The 17,740-nt window shown below is 60.2% G+C and carries 16 protein-coding genes; 4 read left to right on the forward strand and 12 right to left on the reverse strand.

Annotation, left to right across the window (positions count from 1 at the left end; translation table 11 throughout):
- The first annotated feature begins 119 nt into the window (after nt 1–119).
- Nucleotides 120–1,994 carry a bifunctional tRNA (5-methylaminomethyl-2-thiouridine)(34)-methyltransferase MnmD/FAD-dependent 5-carboxymethylaminomethyl-2-thiouridine(34) oxidoreductase MnmC gene (gene mnmC / locus MA04_RS13755; RefSeq protein ID WP_262461019.1) on the forward strand — a complete coding sequence of 625 codons (1,875 nt, stop codon included), beginning with the start codon at nt 120–122 and terminating at the stop codon, nt 1,992–1,994.
- A gap of 141 nt (nt 1,995–2,135) precedes the next feature.
- Here the strand turns inward: mnmC and MA04_RS13760 are convergent, their stop codons facing one another.
- The 5 genes from MA04_RS13760 to smc all read right to left on the reverse strand — a co-directional run bounded on the left by MA04_RS13760 (nt 2,136) and on the right by smc (nt 10,377).
- Entirely contained in the window at nt 2,136–2,348 is a 213-nt protein-coding gene (locus MA04_RS13760) for a YheU family protein (protein WP_262461021.1), read from the reverse strand.
- A 9-nt stretch (nt 2,349–2,357) separates the two neighbouring features.
- Nucleotides 2,358–2,936, reverse strand: a complete 579-nt coding sequence (locus MA04_RS13765) for a transglycosylase SLT domain-containing protein (RefSeq protein WP_022994385.1) — start codon at nt 2,934–2,936, stop codon at nt 2,358–2,360.
- A 197-nt stretch (nt 2,937–3,133) separates the two neighbouring features.
- Nucleotides 3,134–5,449, reverse strand: coding sequence for an NAD-dependent DNA ligase LigA (ligA, locus tag MA04_RS13770; protein ID WP_262461024.1), 2,316 nt, complete (start codon nt 5,447–5,449; stop codon nt 3,134–3,136).
- Nucleotides 5,450–5,693: 244 nt separating this feature from the next.
- Nucleotides 5,694–6,623 (reverse strand): cell division protein ZipA, encoded by a 930-nt coding sequence (zipA, locus tag MA04_RS13775; RefSeq protein ID WP_163121227.1) that lies wholly within the window; start codon nt 6,621–6,623, stop codon nt 5,694–5,696.
- 244 nt (nt 6,624–6,867) lie between these two features.
- Complete coding sequence (smc, locus tag MA04_RS13780) at nt 6,868–10,377, reverse strand: chromosome segregation protein SMC (RefSeq protein ID WP_262461025.1); 3,510 nt, start codon at nt 10,375–10,377, stop codon at nt 6,868–6,870.
- A 295-nt stretch (nt 10,378–10,672) separates the two neighbouring features.
- Between smc and MA04_RS13785 the strand changes: the two genes are divergently transcribed.
- Both MA04_RS13785 and MA04_RS13790 read left to right on the forward strand, forming a co-directional pair.
- Nucleotides 10,673–11,071 (forward strand): type II toxin-antitoxin system RelE/ParE family toxin, encoded by a 399-nt coding sequence (locus MA04_RS13785; RefSeq protein WP_394356154.1) that lies wholly within the window; start codon nt 10,673–10,675, stop codon nt 11,069–11,071.
- A gap of 13 nt (nt 11,072–11,084) precedes the next feature.
- Nucleotides 11,085–11,390 carry an addiction module antidote protein gene (locus MA04_RS13790; RefSeq protein ID WP_014994121.1) on the forward strand — a complete coding sequence of 102 codons (306 nt, stop codon included), beginning with the start codon at nt 11,085–11,087 and terminating at the stop codon, nt 11,388–11,390.
- Nucleotides 11,391–11,412: 22 nt separating this feature from the next.
- Here the strand turns inward: MA04_RS13790 and MA04_RS13795 are convergent, their stop codons facing one another.
- On the reverse strand, nt 11,413–12,030 hold the full coding sequence (locus MA04_RS13795; RefSeq protein WP_262461027.1) for a hypothetical protein: 618 nt from the start codon (nt 12,028–12,030) through the stop codon (nt 11,413–11,415).
- 111 nt (nt 12,031–12,141) lie between these two features.
- The gene (locus MA04_RS13800) at nt 12,142–13,134 is read right to left on the reverse strand and encodes an alpha/beta fold hydrolase (protein WP_262461028.1); all 993 of its coding nucleotides are present in this window, start codon (nt 13,132–13,134) and stop codon (nt 12,142–12,144) included.
- A gap of 249 nt (nt 13,135–13,383) precedes the next feature.
- On the opposite strand from MA04_RS13800, the gene MA04_RS13805 reads away from it, so the two are divergent.
- Nucleotides 13,384–13,863: a GFA family protein gene (locus MA04_RS13805; RefSeq protein WP_262461029.1), complete on the forward strand. Its 480-nt coding sequence runs from the start codon at nt 13,384–13,386 to the stop codon at nt 13,861–13,863.
- 168 nt (nt 13,864–14,031) lie between these two features.
- Here the strand turns inward: MA04_RS13805 and MA04_RS13810 are convergent, their stop codons facing one another.
- The 5 genes from MA04_RS13810 to MA04_RS13830 form a co-directional block, all read right to left on the reverse strand.
- Nucleotides 14,032–14,502, reverse strand: coding sequence for an HIRAN domain-containing protein (locus tag MA04_RS13810; RefSeq protein ID WP_262461030.1), 471 nt, complete (start codon nt 14,500–14,502; stop codon nt 14,032–14,034).
- Between the two features lie 368 nt (nt 14,503–14,870).
- Nucleotides 14,871–15,248 (reverse strand): hypothetical protein, encoded by a 378-nt coding sequence (locus MA04_RS13815; protein ID WP_262461032.1) that lies wholly within the window; start codon nt 15,246–15,248, stop codon nt 14,871–14,873.
- 154 nt (nt 15,249–15,402) lie between these two features.
- Nucleotides 15,403–15,876, reverse strand: a complete 474-nt coding sequence (locus tag MA04_RS13820; protein ID WP_262461034.1) for a hypothetical protein — start codon at nt 15,874–15,876, stop codon at nt 15,403–15,405.
- Nucleotides 15,877–16,246: 370 nt separating this feature from the next.
- Entirely contained in the window at nt 16,247–17,227 is a 981-nt protein-coding gene (locus tag MA04_RS13825) for an REP-associated tyrosine transposase (protein WP_262461036.1), read from the reverse strand.
- Nucleotides 17,228–17,329: 102 nt separating this feature from the next.
- Nucleotides 17,330–17,671 carry a hypothetical protein gene (locus tag MA04_RS13830; protein ID WP_262461037.1) on the reverse strand — a complete coding sequence of 114 codons (342 nt, stop codon included), beginning with the start codon at nt 17,669–17,671 and terminating at the stop codon, nt 17,330–17,332.
- Nucleotides 17,672–17,740: the final 69 nt, after the last annotated feature.

The following is a 17,740-nucleotide window of genomic DNA, read 5'->3' on the forward strand; positions in this document are numbered from 1 at the left end:
CAGGCAAGCTTCCCACAGCGGCTTCGTAGTTACTCCTGGTTCCGTGCAAACGCCAGACCCGCATCGTGATAAACTCGCCGGCGCGATCGAAAGCCCAATTCTGAGGAGAGCCTCCGCCCATGTCCAACGGCGAATCCGACCGTGACTTCGAACCCCTGCAACCGGCCCGGCTGGATTGGCAGGCGGACACGCCGGTGGCGACGGATTTCGATGATCCGTACTTCTCCCGTCAGGACGGCATGGCGGAAAGCGACTACGTGTTCCTGCAAGGCAACCGTTTGCAGGAACGTTTTCGGGCGCTGCGTCCCGGGCAGCATTTCGTTATTGGCGAAACCGGTTTCGGTACCGGCCTGAACATGCTGTTGGCGGCGCGCCTGTTCCTGCGACTGGCGCCGGAAGACACCCTGCTGGATCTGCTGTCGGTGGAAAAACACCCCCTGCACGCCGAGGATCTGGCTCGCGCCCTGGCCCACTGGCCGGATCTGGCCGATCTGGCGGCGCCCTTGCAGCGGCAGTACCCACCACCCTGCCCCGGCTACCATCGCCTGCAACTGCATCCGCGGGTGCGCCTCACCCTGATGTACGGCGAGGCCACCGCCCAGTGGCGGCATTGCCACAGTACCGTGGACGCCTGGTTCCTGGACGGCTTCGCGCCGTCCCGCAATCCGGACATGTGGCGGCCGGAGCTGTTCCGGCAATTGGCCCGGCTGAGCCGCCCCGGTGCCACTTTCGCCACCTTCACCGCCGCCGGCGTGGTGCGTCGCGGCTTGCAGGAAGCGGGCTTTCAGGTGCGTCGCATCGACGGCTTCGGCCATAAACGCCACATGGCGGTGGGCGAATTCGGCGACCACAACTGGACCGCCCGGCATTGGCAGCGTGGCCATGCGGTGATCGCCGGGGCCGGCCTGGCCGGCGCCAGCAGCGCCCGGGCACTGGCCGAACGGGGCTGGCGGGTAACGGTGCTGGACCCGGCCGGCATTGCCCAAGGCGCCTCCGGCAATCTGGCCGGCGTGGTCTACTCGACGCCCAGTGCTCATCTGACACCGCAGAACCGCTTCTATCAGATGAGTTACGTGCACGCACTGCGCTGGCTGAACCGGTTTGAGTTTCCCGGGCCGGAACAGGGCCGTCTGAACGGCGTGGTGCAGTATCCGGTGGATCAACGTCAGCAGGACAAGTTGGACGGGGCCCTGGAAAGCGGAGCCTGGCCCGATACCCTGCTGACGCCCCGGGAAGATGGCGGCATGCTGCTCGCCGGCGGCGGCTATCTACGCCCGGGCGCCTGGTGCGAGACACTGCTGGATCACCCGGCCATCGAAGTGCGCCGGGACAAGGTCACCGGTTATGTGGCCGGCGACCCGGTGCGCGTGTCCCTGCAGGGAGGTGGCGAATTGGAGGGCGACACGCTGATCCTGGCCACCGCCGCCCAGGCCCGCCGTTTCGACGATCTGCATTGGCTGCCGCTCAAGATCATTCGCGGGCAGGTCAGCTACTGCCGGGCCACCGAAGCCAGCGCCAAGTGGCAACAGGCCCGCTGTCATGGCGGCTATCTGACACCGGCGGTGGACGGCCTGCATTGCGTCGGCGCCACCTTTGATCTGCACGATGACAACCCTCGGCCCAGTGACCATCACGATCAGGTGAATCTGCTGCAGCTAAAGCAGTACTTACCGGAAGCGTGGCGGGAACTGGGCGGCGAGCACATCGAAGTGGTGGATCGGCGGGTGGCGTTCCGCTGCCAAAGCAACGACTTCCTGCCACTGTGCGGCCCGCAGCCCCGGGTGCTGGGTCCGATTCTGGATGAAGCGCCCGGCGTTTGGCTGAATCTGGCCCACGGCAGCCGGGGTATCACCGGCACGCCCTTGTGCGCGGATCTGCTGGCGGACCGGCTTAGCGGCTTGCCGCTGCCGGTGGATGACACTCTGGCGGAAGCCCTGGCGCCGGTGCGTTTCCTGCACCGCCAGCGGCGCAAGAAGCGGCCCCGGCGGGCATAGGAACGATTTGCTGGCACGTCTACACGCCAATTCGCGAGCAAGCTCGCTTCCCACAGATAGGGACTACGAAGCCGCTGTGGGAAGCGAGCTTGCTCGCGAATGGCTGTCTCCATATGCCATCGATGTGGCACCAATCTGAATTCAGGACACCATCACCAGGTCCACGGACTCGGTGGCTTCATCGAACATCAGCCGGCACTCGCCCCGCTCCAGCATGCGGCGCACCTGCTCCACCTTGGTGACCAGCGACACTTCCTGTTCGCCATAGTCGGTACCGTCACGGGTCACGTATTCCTCAATCAGATTGGTGAGGGTCTCGGCACTCACTTCCCGCCAGGGCACTTCGATCGGCATTTCCCCTCCTCAACGCCCGCAACGGGCCATCTGCGCCCGGTACTGATCGGCCATGGCAGCGGCCCGGCGGGCGGATCGTTGCATGTAGGGTTTGTTTTTCCATACGCCGCGAGAATAGCCGCCGTGGCCGGCGTAATAAGCCAGGTACAGGTGGTAGGCATCGTTCAACGGGATGCCGTTACGCACATGGCTCTGGTAGTGGTACCAGCCGACGAAGTGCACCGCGTCGGCGAAATCAGAGCGCTTGGCTCCCCGGCGACCGGTCTCCTTCTGATACCAGGCCCAGGTGCCGTCCAGCGCCTGCGGGTAGCCGTAGGCACTGGAAGGACGCTTCCAGGGGATGATCCACAACAATTTGGTGCGCGGCGGTTTGATCCGGGCCTGGAAGCCGGATTCCTTGTAGATCGTCGCCATCAGGATCGGTACCGGCACGCCGAATTCCTTCTCGGTGCGCTTGGCGGCCTTGTACCAATTATTGAACCACCCCCCTTTCTGATCGAACACGGCGCAAACGTTTTCGGTCTGGGTCGGGGTGGACGCGCAGCCCGCCAGTCCGACCAGCAACAGCGCCAACAACAGGGCTCGCATGGGTAACCTCGGAATTCTGGTTTGCGACATGGTAGCGGTTGGCCTCCGGAAAGGGAAAACGGGAATCGCGTGCGGCCCGCGGACCGGACTACGAAGCCACTGTGGGAGCTTGTCCGGGCGGCGGGCCGCTGCAAGCGAACACCTCACACCAGAGACCGCATTCGCCAGCAGGCTGGCTCCCACAGCGGCATCCCGCCTTATACAACGATGCCGTGGCCGGCGAGAAAGTCGGCGAAGGTGTCCTCGTCCATCACGTTCACTCCCAGCTCTTCCGCCTTGGCGAGCTTGGAGCCGGCGGCCTCGCCAGCCACCACGCAATGGGTTTTCTTCGATACGCTGCCGGCCACCTTGGCGCCCAAGCTTTGCAGATGGGCCTTGGCCTGATCACGGGTCAACCGGGACAAGGTACCGGTCAGCACCCAGGTCTGCCCTTCCAGGGCCTGCTCCGCCGCTTCCCGAGGCGCCCTTTCGGACAACTCAGCGGTCAGCGCCTCGGCCTGTTCCAGCCGTTGCCGCCAATCGTCCTGCTCCAGCGCCTTGTAAACCTGCTCCAGCATAGCCGGACGAACCGGCGCCTCATCGGCATCAGCCTCGGCGAGAGCCGCCACGGTCTTATAGTGGCCGCCCAGGGTTTCCAGGGACTTTTCTCCGACGCCGTCCAGCGCCATGCCGAGGCGCTTGGCCGCCTTGAGGAAGTACCCGAGCGTCAGTTCCCGCACGAAGGCCGCGGAGGGATGACCATTGGCGCGCGGCTGGACGCCTTCGGCCAGCAGACCGTCGATGACGTCCTCGTTATGTTGCTCGCGGAAGAAGGCATGAATTGCCTTGGCCACTTCCAGCCCCACATCCGGCACCGCCAGGAACAGCAACAGCGGCGCCCGCCGGATCGTCTCCAGGTCACCGAAACAATCGGCCATCGCCTTGGCGGTTTCCTCGCCGATCTGCAGGATGCCGAGAGCGAACAGGAAGCGCTCCAGGCTCACGGTCTTGGAGTGCTCCAGTGCCTCGATCAGGTTGGCGGCGGACTTCTCGCCCATGCGCTCCAGCGCCGCCACCGGCTCCGCTTGCAGCCGGTACAGATCGGCCACGGTGGCGATCAACTGTTGGTCCACCAGCGCGTCCACCAGCTTCTCGCCCAGCCCCTCGATGTCCATGGCCCGGCGCGAGGCGAAGTGTTTGATGGCCTCCCGCTGCTGGGCGCCACAGATCAGGCCGCCGGTGCAGCGCGCCACCACGCCGCCGTCGGCGCGGAAAATATCGCTGCCGCACACCGGGCACTGCGCCGGCATGTGGATTTCCTCGGCATTATCGGGGCGCCGCTCGGGCACCGCCCGCACCACCTTGGGAATCACGTCGCCGGCCCGGTACACCACCACGGTGTCACCGACCCGGATATCCAGGCGGCGGATTTCATCGATGTTGTGCAGGGTGGCGTTGCTGACAGTGACCCCGCCCACCTGTACCGGCTCCAGTTTCGCCACCGGCGTCAGCGCCCCGGTGCGGCCCACCTGCCAGTCCACCTCGTTGAGAACGGTGATCTCTTCCTGGGCCGGGAACTTGTGCGCGATGGCCCAGCGCGGCGCGCGACTGACGAAGCCCAGGTCACGCTGCCAGTCGAGCCGATCCACTTTGTAGACCACGCCGTCGATGTCGTAGTCCAACTGATCCCGACGCGCCAGGATGTCGTGGTAAAACGCCAGCAAGGCATCCACGCCATCACAGAGCTTCACTTCCGGATTCACCCGCAGCCCCCATTGACGCAGCCGCTCAAGGATGGCGGAGTGACGATCCGGCCAGTTCTCCCCTTCCAGCTGCGCCAGGGAGTAAGCGTAGAACTCCAGCGGCCGCTGGGCGGTAATGCGGGAATCCAATTGCCGCAGGCTGCCGGCGGCGGCGTTGCGGGGGTTGGCGAAAGTCTTCTGCTCCGCTTCTTGCTGGCGCCGGTTCAAGTCGGCGAAGCCCCGGTGGGTCATCACCACTTCGCCGCGCACTTCCATCAGGGCCGGCGGCTCGTCGCCACGCAGGCGCAGCGGGATGGACTTGATGGTGCGCACGTTGGCGGTAATGTCCTCGCCGGTCTCACCGTCGCCACGGGTGGCGCCGCGCACCAGCTCGCCATTCTCATAGACCAGCGACACCGCCAGGCCATCGAGTTTGGGCTCGGCGACATAGTCGATGCTGCCACTCACATCCAAACGCTCGCGGACGCGCTGGTCAAAGTCCCGCAGTTCCTCGTCATTGAAGGCATTGCCCAGGCTCAGCATGGGCACGGCATGACGCACTTCGTTGAAGCCTTCCAGCGGCACGTCCCCTACCCGCTGCGTTGGCGAATCCGGGCTGATCAGGTCGGGATGCTCGCTTTCCAGCGCCTGCAACTGGCGGAACAGACGGTCGTATTCGGGGTCGGGAACGGCGGGATCGTCCAGCACGTAGTAACGGTAGGACCAGTCGTTGAGCTGGTCCCGCAGTTGTTTGATTTGCTCGGCGGGAGACGGGGTTTTCGGCGATGTCACGGTGGGGTGAGTCCTTGCTTTCTACAGGCGCTGGGGGGCGGTTTTAACATGCTCGATGAATTCATGGCCGTGGCCAGTCTATTGATCGTGGAGATATGAATTCGCGCTGATTCGCTGCCCAGGCAGCTTCCCACAGAGAAGGCTACGGAGCCGCTGTGGGAGCTTGCCTTGCAAGCGAATCGGCCTCTCCGCAACAGATTCGCTTGCAAGGCAAGCTCCTACAGTGGTCTTGAGGCCTCCGATCTCAGCTATGAGATACGCGCTGGCGCCGTTCGAACTCCTGCACGCGCTGGCGCAGATGTTCCATGGTCTGTGGCGTCAGTACGCTGTGCTGCTCGTCACGCAGGTCGCCATACAGCCCTTCAGCCATGCGCCGGCCAGTGGTGAGCATGCGATCCAGCGCCGCCAGCGGATCCTGCGGCCCCGGCAACTGCATGAAGAAAGTAATGCCGGCGAATTCCTGCTCTTCCATGGTCTGGATATCGAAGGTACCCGGCTCCACCGCGTTGGCCACGGAGAATTCCGGATACTCGTCGCCTTGCCGATGACGATGGAAGATGTCCATCTCACCGAAGCGCAGGCCGCATTCCAGCAGATAACGGAGCATCGCCTCGCCGTCGAAACGGTCCGGGCGGCGCGCGATCAGATGGAACACGATCACTTCCTGCACCTGCCGTTCCGGCGGTGGCGCATCACGACGGGGCTGGCGGGCTTCGGCCCGGGCCCGGGGGGCCTCGCGAGCCGGTTGCGGTTGCGCTTCCAGCTCGTCCTCCGGCAGATCCCGGCTGGCGCGCATGGACGGCAGAGACTCTTCCCGCTCCGGCTCCAGCTCGGCCTCATCATCGAACAGATTCTGCTGTTCCGCCCGCCGTCCGGCCATGTCGTCCGGCGATGCCTCTTCTTCCATCATGATCGGCGGATCATCACGGTCCTCCGGCAACGGTTCGCCGTCGGCGCCGCGACGGATCACCCGGGGGCGACCGATCACTTCCGGGTTGCTGTCGAGAAAGTCGTCTTCTTCATCATCCTCGCCGGCGGCACGACGGAAACGGCGATCGATGCGCATACGCAAGCGCCCGTGCCGTTCGCGGATCATTCTTCGCACACCGTCGGCCAGAATCAGCAGAATCAGAATAACCAGAATGCCGATCAGTGTTTCCAAATTCAGGCCCATTTGCCCCTTCCTTAGCGTGTGCCCCAAGCGGACACCACATTAGGGTTGAACGTCGAGTTCAGTGAACTGCTTATAATCATTCGCTACACGCCCGCCGCTGTCAAAGCGCTATCCGCATGGAAGCCGGGCGATTCACGCCGATAAGGTAAAACTTCTTAAGAGCGTGTCCTGGTTACATAAAAATATAAGCAGTTTAACGGCCCGGCGGCCCCGGGCCTGTTTGTCTCTTGTTACATCATCGCGGTTACATGGCCGCCATTTCAGCGGCCTCTTCCACGTCCACGGAGACCAGACGCGAGGCGCCGGGCTCGTGCATGGTCACGCCCATCAGAGCGTGGGCCATTTCCATGGCGATCTTGTTGTGGGTGATATAAATGAACTGCACCCGGGACGACATTTCCTGCACCAGATTACAGAAACGACCCACATTGGCATCGTCCAAAGGCGCGTCCACCTCATCCAACAGACAGAACGGTGCCGGGTTGAGTTCAAAAATACTGAACACCAGCGACAAGGCGGTGAGGGCCTTTTCGCCCCCGGACAGCAGGTGAATGGTGCTGTTGCGCTTGCCCGGTGGCCTCGCCATGATCGCCACGCCGGTATCCAGCAGATCCTCGCCGGTCAGCTCCAGGTAAGCGTGCCCGCCACCGAACACCTTCGGGAACAGCGCCTGCAGCCCTTTGTTGATGCGGTCGAAGTACTCCTTGAAGCGGGTCCGGGTCTCGCGATCGATCTTGCGAATGGCATTGTCCAGGGTACGCAGCGCGTCTTCCAGATCCTCGTTCTGCCGATCCAGATATTGCTTGCGCTCGGACTGTTGCTGATATTCGTCGATGGCGGCCAGGTTGATCTGACCGAGCCGGGCAATACGCTGGGCGATCTGCTCCAGATCCTGATTCCAGGCCTGCTCGTCGGCGTCCTCCGGCAAATTGGCGAGTACCGTTTCCAGATCGAAGTGCTGCTCGCTGAGTTGTTCAGCCACGGTCTGCCGGCGGGTGCTCAGTTCCTGCCACAGCATGCGCTTCTGGCTGATGGCGTCACGCACTTCCTGGGCCTGACGCTCGAACTGGCCACGGCGGCCTTCCAGATCGCGCATCTGGTGTTCCACCTCTTCCAGCTTCCGGCGGGCGTCGGCCAGCTTCTGCTCCGCCTCCAGGCGCAGCTCCAGTTTTTCTTCCAACTGCTGTTGCAGTTCCAGGCCGAGGTCGTCGCCGCCCTCGCTGAGCTGGCTTTCCAGCAGCGCCTTGCGCTCGGCCAGGCTGGCCACCTGGCCTTCCAGACGGGCCAGGTTTTGACGCAGGGCATCCGCCTGGGTACGGGCCCCCTGGGCCTCCATGGCCAGTTGGTGGGCCTGATCGCGATGCTGCCGCGCCTGTTGCCGCGCTTCGTCCAGACGCAGGCGGTAATCGTCGCGCCGCGACAGCAACGCCTCGCGCTCGCCGGAGTCCTGCTCCATGGCGTCCAGGGCTTCCGCCAGCACCGTCCGCGCTTCCTTGATCTGTTCCTGTTCCTGCTCGAGCTGACCGCGGGTTTCCTCCAGCTCGCGGCCAAGCCGTTCCTGGCGCATGGTGATCTGCTCCAGGCGCACCTGGCGGGCACTGACCTGGGCGTTGACCTCGCCCAGTTCCCGGCTCAGCCGGCTGCCCTGGCGCTGGGTTTCCTCGCGCTCTTCCTCCAGCGCCGCCACCTGCTCGCGGTTTTCTTCCAGTCGCGCCTTGAGATCTTCCACCGTGGTGGTCAGGGTTTCGATCTGCTCTTCCAGCGCTTCCAGTTGCCGGCGGCGTTCCAGAATGCCCGCTTCCTGATCCTGTTCCCGCACCACGCGCAGCCAGTCCGGCCCCAGCCAGATGCCGTCGCGGGTGACCACCGACTCACCGGGGCTCAACTGCCCCCGCAGGGACAGCGCTCCGGGCAGATCTTCCACCGCATAAACCCCGGCCAGCAGCCCTTCCGGAGCATTGCCGGAGACCTTGTCCCGTAACGGCGTGCCTGTTTTTCCGGTATGGCCGCCGGCGGCGGCCGAACCCGGCTGGACCATGGCAACACGGCCGTGGGTCAGGTCCGCCAGCCAGTCGCCGACCTGGTCCAGACCTTCCACGGCCACCGCCTGCAGGGCATCGCCGAGCACCGCTTCCACCGCTTTTTCCCAGCCCTCGGCCACGTTGATGCGGTCCGCCAGGCGTGGATGGTCGTCCAGTTCGTGGCGGGTGAGCCATTCGCTCACCGCGCCGTCATCGCCCATGGCCGCTTTCTGCAGTGCCTCCAGGGAGGTATGGCGGCCGCGCAGGGTTTGCAGCCGCTCGCGGGCTTCATCCAGCTCGCGGCCACGATCGCCGTTTTGGCGGCGCAGCTGGTTGATCTCATCCTGCAGCCGCTCGCTGCTCATCTCGCTCTCTTCACGCTGCATCTGCAGCTCGGCCACCTGCTCCTGAAACTCACGCATCTCGGTGGCCAGCGGGCCGGAGTCCAGGGACTCCTGCTCCTTGTCGAGCCGTCCCATGCGATCACGCAGGCGCTCGATGGATTTTTCCAGATGCTGGATGCGGGACTGTTCCACCTCCGCCTGGCGGCGTGACTCGCCGGCCCGGTTATTGAAGGTCTCCCACTCCTGCTGCCACTCCTGCATGGCCTCCTCGGCCAGGGTCAGCGTCTCGGTGGCGCTGTCCTGCAGCTCGCCGCTTTCTTCCAGCCGCGGTTCCAGCTCCGCCAGCTGTTCCTCCAGCATGGCCAGCTTTTCGCCGTCCAGCCGCTGGTGCTCATCGGCCTCTTTCCAGCTGGCCCGGACCTGCTCGAACTCTTCGTGCAACTGCTGATGGCGCTCGCGCTGGTGCTGGATGCTCTGCTCCAGCCGCGCCACCTCGGCGCCGAGCGCGTAAAAGTGCTGCTGAACCTGATTGAAGTGCTCCTGCGCTTCGTTATGCCCTTCGCGCAGCCGCTCGATCTCGGCGTCCACGTGGCGCTGCTCAGCCACCTTGGCTTCCATGCTCACGTCCAGCTCACCGATCACGTGATCCAGCTGCTTGACCTGATGATCCAGGCCCTGCCAGCGCAAGGCTTTGAGCTGAGCGCCCTTGTGGCGCTCCTCTTCCTTGTACTGCTTGTATTTCTCCGCCGCGGCGGCCTGACGGCTGAGGCGCTCCAGTTGCCGTTCCAGTTCCTCGCGAATGTCGGTCAGGCGCTCCAGGTTCTCCCGGGTGCGGCGCATGCGGTTCTCGGTCTCACGGCGGCGGGCCTTGTACTTGGAGATGCCAGCGGCCTCCTCGATGTACACCCGCAACTCTTCCGGCTTCGCCTCGATCAACCGGGAGATCATGCCCTGCTCGATGATGGCGTAACTGCGGGGGCCGAGACCGGTGCCCATGAAGATATCGGAAATGTCCTTGCGGCGGCACTTGGCGCCGTTGAGGAAGTAATTGGACTGGCCGTCCCGGGTCACCAGGCGCCGCACCGAGATTTCGCTGAACTTGCCGTACTCGCCCTGGATCTTGCCCTCGGCGTTGTCGAACACCAGCTCGATGGAGGCCTGCGCCACCGGTTTGCGGGAGTTGGAGCCGTTGAAGATCACGTCCGCCATGGACTCGCCGCGCAAATGCTTGGCGGAGGACTCCCCCATCACCCAGCGCACGGCGTCGATGATATTGGACTTGCCACAGCCATTGGGCCCCACCACGGCGGTGAGGTTATCCGGGAACAGGGCCGTCGTGGGATCCACGAACGACTTGAACCCCGCCAGCTTGATGCTTTTCAGTCTCATAGAGTGCGCTACTCGCTTCCCGCGAACCGTCCCTGCCCGGCCACGCCGTCGCCGGCCACGGACAAACCGTTTAAACCGGTTAGTCTAGCGACATGCCGCCCTGAATTCATCACACAAAGGGCGTAGGAGGGAGGATGAGCTCTCAAACTCTTCCATGCGCATAAAAACACATATTTATAAAGGCATGGCTTACGCCCTCTTGCGGGCCGGGCCTACAGACCTTTCCGATTTGGCCGACAGACCCGCCGGCCCCCTGCCCCGATACTAAGCTGGATCACACCAGCGAGCATTTGCCATGAACGGCCCCGACGCCTCCGGTTCCCCTGGTCGGAAACCCTGTTCCGATTCCGAACCTTACAGCCTTGACAGCCGTATCCAAAAGGATACAATTCGGACTTATACCGTACTGGACACTCAGGCGTTTCGCCTCTGGTTGTCCAAAGTGAGGGACCCGGTTGGCAAGGCCGCGTTGCTCCGCCGGCTGGACCGCTTGCGCAACGGGCAGATCGGCGATCACAAATGCCTGGGGAAGCAGCTCCACGAAATACGCCTGCACCAGGGGCCAGGCTATCGCGTCTACTACGTGTATCTTGACCCGGTCACCTGCCTGCTGCTGACCGGCGGCACCAAGGCATCACAGGAGCGGGACATCCGGCGCGCGCAAGCTCTGGCCATGCGGATCACAACACCATAGCGAGGTGACCACCATGAACCGCCCTGACAACACACTGAAAGACCTCGGCATCCAACCTTTTGACCTCGCTCGCCATCTGGACAGCGAAGCCACCATTGCCGAATACCTGTCCCAGGTTCTGGCCAGTGGCGACCACAATGAACTGATCGATGCCATCGGCCACGTGGCCCGTGCCAAGGGGATGAGTGAAATCGCCCGCGCCTCGGGGCTGGGCCGGGAGAGCCTGTACAAGGCCCTCAGCCCCGGCGCCAAGCCGCGGTTCGACACTGTGGTGCGAGTATTAAAAGCACTGGGAGTGGAGTTGAAGATTTCCGTGTGAGGGAGTCTTACAAGGCCCCTGGCTATTGGTAACCACAAGCCTCCAGCACCGGAGCAAACGCCTCTTCCGCGCCGGCCAGGGCGAAATTCAGTTCCAGTGGTGAGCCGTCGGAGCTGTGCATCCGCAGGACCACGTCATCCGCCTTTTCCAGGGCTTTCATGAACCGATACGCCTGATCCTGGCGCAACCCCGTGGATCTCCCCTCGAACAGGTCCGGCCAGGCGGCTTTATGGGCCTCACCACCATCGAAGCTGTAGACCACCTCGATATCGCCACTGTCGGTCACCGCGAAGGCACTCGGCCCTTTTCCCATACCTGATGCGTGGGTCACCACGAAAGCCAGTTTCCCGTCCGTGCACTCGGCCTCGAACCGGGTGTGATCATGCTCGCGCATGAGCAGGGATTTATTAGCGGCGCTCTTCAGGGAGTCGATGTTGCTGTATGCCGCCCCGCTATCGCCGTAGGCCCACCAGCCCATCATTTCCTTGAACCCGTTTTCACTGGCCAGCATGCCATAGGTGCCGCCGTAATCGATCTCCGGGTAATCCGGATCCGCCCATTCGGGAGCGGCCTTGGCACCAAGCGGGGCAAGCGAGATCAGGCAGGCAAGCGGAAGCAGGAAGGTCCGTTTCGATAACATCAGCGCTCCATCGATACAGTCGGCAAGGCGCGCATCCTAACATCGCGCCACCGGATTAGGGACCGCCGGCACCGCATCGACGGCCGACGCCCCCGTCCCGAGCAGAATCCGCTACAGTTCGCTCAGCCCTTCCAACAGTGCCTTGTGAAACTTCTCCGGCGCCTGAATCTGCGGAGAATGGCCCAGATCCGGGAACTCCACCAAAGTGGCATCGGGAATCCGCTCGGCGGCCTGCTCACCCAGCACCTCATAGCGGCCCAGTTCCTTTTTAACCTCTTCGCTGGCCAACGCCTTGCCGATCGCCGTGTTGTCCTGCTCGCCGATCAGCAGCAGAGTCGGTACCCGCAACTGATTGAACTCATAAACCACCGGTTGCGTGAACACCATGTCGGAGGTCAGCGCCTGATTCCACGCCACCCGCTCACGGTCCTTGCCGCGATACATCCCGGCCTGCATCTCCACCCAACGGTCATAACGCGGCTCCCAGTGGCCGGCGTAATAAGTGGATTGCTGATACGCCCGGATGCCCTCCGCGCTCTTCTTCAATTCCGACTGGTAGGCCTGGTCGATGCCCTGATACGGCACGCCTTTCGCTTTCCAATCCTCCAACCCGATAGGATTGGCCAGCACCAACTGCTCCACCCCATCCGGGTACATCAGCGCATAACGGGTGGCCAGCATGCCGCCCATGGAATGCCCCATCACCGTGACCTTGTCGATATCAAGCGTCTCGAGCAAAGCATGGGTATTGGCCGCCAACTGATGAAAGCTGAAATGATAATTCTCGGGCTTGGTGGATTTGCAAAAGCCGATCTGATCCGGCGCCACCACCCGGTACCCGGCCTCGGAGAGCGCTTCAATGGTGCCCTCCCACGTGCCCGCGCAGAAATTCTTGCCGTGCATCAACACCACCGTGCGCCCGTTCGGCGTCTCCGGCGCGACATCCAGATAAGCCATCCGCACCGGCTCACCTTGAGAAGTAAATTCAAATCGATTTACCGGATAAGCGTAGTCGAAACCGGACAGCTCACCGTCATAAACGGCTTTTCCCGCCTCTCCTTCCGACGCCCAGGCGCCGGCAGTGGACAAAATCGAAGCGCACATAGCGAATCCCGTGGCTACGAATCGGGCCCCCATGGACATGACACTCTCCTCCCAGATGAAAAATGTATAGAAGGTAAACACGGCATTTCCTTCCTCATCACGTTGGAGGCTCCTTCACCCGGGGAGTTCCGTGCTCTCCCATTGCCTGTCCAGATTGATCGACTTACCCTCGTGCCATAGCCATCGGCATTACCCCCTGCCGTGCTGACACCATCGTCAGTGACGGCCCGGACCTCGGGAGGGAAAGTCATGTTGCTTCACGGTTCCTGCCACTGCGGCGCGGTACATTTCAGCGTCGAGTCACCACACCCCTATCCCTATCAACGCTGCTATTGCTCCATCTGCCGCAAAACCGCCGGCGGTGGCGGCTACGCCATCAACCTCAGCGGCCGCGCCGAAACGCTTTCCGTGGAAGGCGTCGAGCATAAGAGCATCTACCATGCCGTCATCGATGGTGAACCCAGTCCTGGCGAACGGCACTTCTGCCACCACTGCGCCAGCGCCCTGTGGGTATTCGATCCGCGCTGGCCGGAACTGGTCCACCCGTTCGCCTCGGCCATCGACACCGACCTGCCAATCCCGCCCGAACGGGTGCATCTGCTGCTGGACAGCAAAGCCAACTGGGTGGAAGTGGAAGCCGGAAAGAACGACAAATGCTTTGACGGCTATCCGGAGGAGAGTATTGCCGAGTGGCATCGGAGATTGGGGTTGGAGGATAAGGAGGGCTAGCCTCGCTTGAAGTACTTTATGCAAAGACAAAAACAAGAAAGAAAAATACAAAGGCGACACCGCTGATCACAAACTTGAAACGGCTGAAAATCTTAAAAATCAGCTCCTTCTCTTTATCGTCCAGATTCGTGCCATCCAGATTCCTTAGGCCCTGCCCCCCCAGAGCCTCTAATCCAAACTATCCAGCGCAGGCATATCCAGAATGACACCAAAGCTGGGCTTGCTATTGGTCCCCCCGACAAGCCTGGCTTTGACGCCGATTTTGGAGTATTTGTCCAGGTCTAGCAGTTTGATCAGTTCCTTGAATTCCTTTGCGTTCTGGCGTCGCAGGTACCCTACCTTAAGGTCATCTATGTAGATCGCGCAGGCATTTTTGTCATGTGGGTTGTCAGGCTCGGGCACGACCCAGGCTTGCAGGTCATCATCCCGTCCACGACCGCTCTCAGAGGCCACTATTTCCAGATTGTCTTGGTAGTGAGACTCCCCTACTACATCAATGTCAAACTCTCCGCCCGCTCTGATCTGGGCTTCATGGTAAATTTTCTTGGTCTTTTTGCGGAACAGCATGATTATCCAGTTGGTGAAAAAGACGAGAGCTAAAATCAAGGCCATTGCTAAAATCAAGGCGATCCATTCCATAAGCATCTTCCATCCTGCAAATTGGTGGTGAAAAAATAATACTACACCACTAATTCTACAATACGATCATATGGGTCATGCGTTCAGGGGGCACGCCCCGGTGGCAGGTCTTGCCCGGTGCTTAGCAGTCACTCTTTCCAGTCGAGAAAGGCAAAGGGCAGGACCTGACCCCAGAGCGCGTAGACCCCGACCTCTACTGGACAGCAAAGCCAACTGGGTGGAGGTGGAAGCCGGAAAGGACGACAAATGCTTTGACGGCTATCCGGAGGAGAGTATTGCCGAATGGCATCGAAGGTCGAGGTTGGAGGATCAGTAACACCGAAAAACGCGGAACCGACCCACCTGATGAATTTGGCGAGCCTTCCCGGTCACTCCACCCATATACGGTCAATTTTTAAATATCCCCCAACCGTTCCCCTCATCTGGATCTTAACGTCTTTACCCGTGGTTTGGGCCGCCAGAGCCGTGCTGTAGAAGTAGGAAGCAAACTCCGACTTGTCCTTATAAGAAATTGCACCCGCCACGAATTTCGACACGCCACCTATACCAACGCTTGCAGGGGCTCCTGATGACATAGGGGTATCAAAGTAGAGCAGCATTACACCACTTTCATTGATGTACAGTTGCTTGACTTTACCCAAATAGTAACAGTAAGGCGCCGCCGTGCTGGTATGACAAGTTGGCTCACCGGCGTGGAGCAGCCCTGGCAAAAGAAAGGAAAGCAGCAGTGCAACGACCTTTTTCATATCCACCTCTCATATTCCTTATAATGCGTTCATGAATACCAAGCGCATGGGCCTAGCTCTCCTTGGCTCCTTCACTCAATCCTTCGTCTATACAAAAAATCGACATCCCCTACTCGAAAGGCAGATGGCAAGACCTGCCCCCAAGCCCCCGTTTTTACTCCAGCAGTTGCAACACAATGTCAACAGCATTAAATCCTATCACCACAGCCTCCCCATCAAACTCACTCAGAATTTTATCAAACGGAGGCACCTCGTAATACCAACCATCATCACCAATAGAGACGAACCGATCGAAAACAGCCCCTCCATCTAAAAAAACCTCTTTCTGATTCAAGAAATCAAATACACCATCATTTTTTCGAGAAACACAAACCAATCTGTGAGTTGGATCTCGATCAGGATACAAAACCCTAGAGCTCCCCCCATTGCAATCAGCACCCTCACCATATGGCTCTAAGACAACCCCTTTATCATATAGAGAACCTTCAACTATCAACTCCCAGTTAGCCTGAAGCCAGTCCTCAAGAAAGGACCCCGTTCGATCACTCTCGATAATAGAAGACAAAGAGCCCCAACAGGAATTTATTAGCGTAGTGAAGCGCGATAAAGCCACTTTCAGTGAACTCATCTCGTTAGATTCCTTAGCAAATTCAGCTCTTCGGTTGTAGGGCTCCTTTTGAAACCTTTCGATCCAGGCAAGGAGTTCTTAAATCTTACTTTTTGCATCGTTCCGGGTGGAGCTTTTGGATGAGTATTCGGAAAAAACTCTTTCACGCGATTTGGAGATATATCGATAACGCTACCATCCCTTCTGGTAATTCGAACAGCGTTTTGCCCCTGGCGCGTTGTGCGAACTATGAATGTATCACCTCTCCCCAGGCCTCTTTTGGTAGAAAAACCAAGAACTCTAGATATTCCACCGACTACCCAGGCGGCCCCTCCCTCTATAGCCGCCAACGGCGCAAGAGATATCCCTGCCAGCAGGGCATCAGAGCTATTTAGCTCGGTATCATAACTCCAACTATCAAACCCGGTAGGGTCGGCTTCATGGGCCATCTCGTTAAAGATGTACCCCATGGCTCCGGTGGCCGCACCAACCAGGAACTTGCCACCAGTGACTTCCGGCTCTGGGGGTCAGGTCTTGCCATTTGCCTTTCCAATGATTCGACTGATCCGGGAATAGTGCATCCGAAAAATTGACCGATCTCCTTCATGCTATACCCTCCGCTTGCATACGCTCTGACTATAGCTTCATCTCGAGAACCTGCCGCCTCGGCATATAACATCAAGGAACGTGCTGTAGGGCGGCGCTGCGCGGCAGGCACCTCACTCAGTTCATCTGGCCTTTCGATATGGCTCTGCATCTCATTCACGAACGACTCGCTACCAAGATAGACCTGATTCTTCAGCTCTCCCCAAGGTGAGGGCTGCCCCCTACCTTCAGACACAAAGCGCTCATATCGTCGTACTGCTGCTCGCCAAGTTCCACCAAATACCGCCAAAACAGCATCTGTATGGAGCGTCTTCAGCTCAGACTTATAGCCCAGAGTTGCCCGATAGCTACTCCATGGCCAGTCCAACGCATCTCGAACCAGACCCGCTCGAACCGGGTTGAGCACGATGTAACGTGCCAGTTCCAGAAGATACTCCTCCCTATCCACCAGGATCGCCTTATAACGCCCCTGGAACACATGCCCCACCCGGCGATGATGGCGGTTAAAAACCTGCGTATAAACACCGTTAAGATGGCGCATTCCCTTCGAGAGATTGCCGTCCGGGGTTTCAACCAGAAGGTGATAGTGATTCCCCATCAAGCAATAGGCGTGACACACCCAGTTAAAGATCTCGTCCACATCATCAAGAACAGCAAGAAAAGCGTGCCGATCTTCGTCCGTTTCATAAATCAGATCGCGCCGGTTTCCACGCGACGTCACATGATATAAAGCGCCTGCAAATTCCAAGCGCAGCGGTCTGGCCATCCTTGGCTCCTCCACTCATTGCTTTATCTATACGAAAACTCCAGCAGCATCCCTTCGAAAGGACCTGCCCCCCAAAGCCGACCCAGAGCCGAGCCCTGCCCCTTAATTTGACAGACGGAATCTAGATCCAGTAGCAAAAACGTCCTTACACTGCCCATCATACTCGAAGTCAACCACATTATTTGTGCTTTTAGCCGTCAAGGCAATGGATATCATTGCCTTGCAAAAATCATCGCTTATCTCACATGCCACAGCGTTATAGTTTTTCGGATCACATACAGGCCGATTTGCAATTTCCTTGCTGGATGCATCGATCCAAACAATACCAAGACCCTTAGTGACATCGACCTGTGACACTTTAAAACTTTCATTGCTGAGAGAAAGCGCTTGACCGGAAATCAAAGCCCCCCCAAAAAATACGAAAATCCATTTTCTGTTAATCATCAATAGCTCCTAAGTTAAATATTGATTTACCCCCCTCAGGTCTTGCCCGGTGCCTCCCCGCCACTCTTT

The organism is Alloalcanivorax balearicus MACL04, assembly GCF_025532145.1.
GTDB lineage: Bacteria > Pseudomonadota > Gammaproteobacteria > Pseudomonadales > Alcanivoracaceae > Alloalcanivorax > Alloalcanivorax balearicus.

Excerpts from the sequence above, each read along its gene's own strand:
- zipA (WP_163121227.1), bottom strand. The coding sequence starts at position 6,623 with ATGGGCCTGAATTTGGAAACACTGATCGGCATTCTGGTTATTCTGATT.
- MA04_RS13815 (WP_262461032.1), bottom strand. The coding sequence starts at position 15,248 with ATGAAAAAGGTCGTTGCACTGCTGCTTTCCTTTCTTTTGCCAGGGCTG.
- MA04_RS13810 (WP_262461030.1), bottom strand. The coding sequence starts at position 14,502 with ATGGAATGGATCGCCTTGATTTTAGCAATGGCCTTGATTTTAGCTCTC.
- MA04_RS13760 (WP_262461021.1), bottom strand. The coding sequence starts at position 2,348 with ATGCCGATCGAAGTGCCCTGGCGGGAAGTGAGTGCCGAGACCCTCACC.
- MA04_RS13795 (WP_262461027.1), bottom strand. The coding sequence starts at position 12,030 with ATGTTATCGAAACGGACCTTCCTGCTTCCGCTTGCCTGCCTGATCTCG.
- mnmC (WP_262461019.1), top strand. The coding sequence starts at position 120 with ATGTCCAACGGCGAATCCGACCGTGACTTCGAACCCCTGCAACCGGCC.
- MA04_RS13820 (WP_262461034.1), bottom strand. The coding sequence starts at position 15,876 with ATGAGTTCACTGAAAGTGGCTTTATCGCGCTTCACTACGCTAATAAAT.
- smc (WP_262461025.1), bottom strand. The coding sequence starts at position 10,377 with ATGAGACTGAAAAGCATCAAGCTGGCGGGGTTCAAGTCGTTCGTGGAT.
- MA04_RS13765 (WP_022994385.1), bottom strand. The coding sequence starts at position 2,936 with ATGCGAGCCCTGTTGTTGGCGCTGTTGCTGGTCGGACTGGCGGGCTGC.
- MA04_RS13800 (WP_262461028.1), bottom strand. The coding sequence starts at position 13,134 with ATGTGCGCTTCGATTTTGTCCACTGCCGGCGCCTGGGCGTCGGAAGGA.
- MA04_RS13805 (WP_262461029.1), top strand. The coding sequence starts at position 13,384 with ATGTTGCTTCACGGTTCCTGCCACTGCGGCGCGGTACATTTCAGCGTC.
- MA04_RS13825 (WP_262461036.1), bottom strand. The coding sequence starts at position 17,227 with ATGGCCAGACCGCTGCGCTTGGAATTTGCAGGCGCTTTATATCATGTG.
- MA04_RS13790 (WP_014994121.1), top strand. The coding sequence starts at position 11,085 with ATGAACCGCCCTGACAACACACTGAAAGACCTCGGCATCCAACCTTTT.
- MA04_RS13830 (WP_262461037.1), bottom strand. The coding sequence starts at position 17,671 with ATGATTAACAGAAAATGGATTTTCGTATTTTTTGGGGGGGCTTTGATT.
- MA04_RS13785 (WP_394356154.1), top strand. The coding sequence starts at position 10,673 with ATGAACGGCCCCGACGCCTCCGGTTCCCCTGGTCGGAAACCCTGTTCC.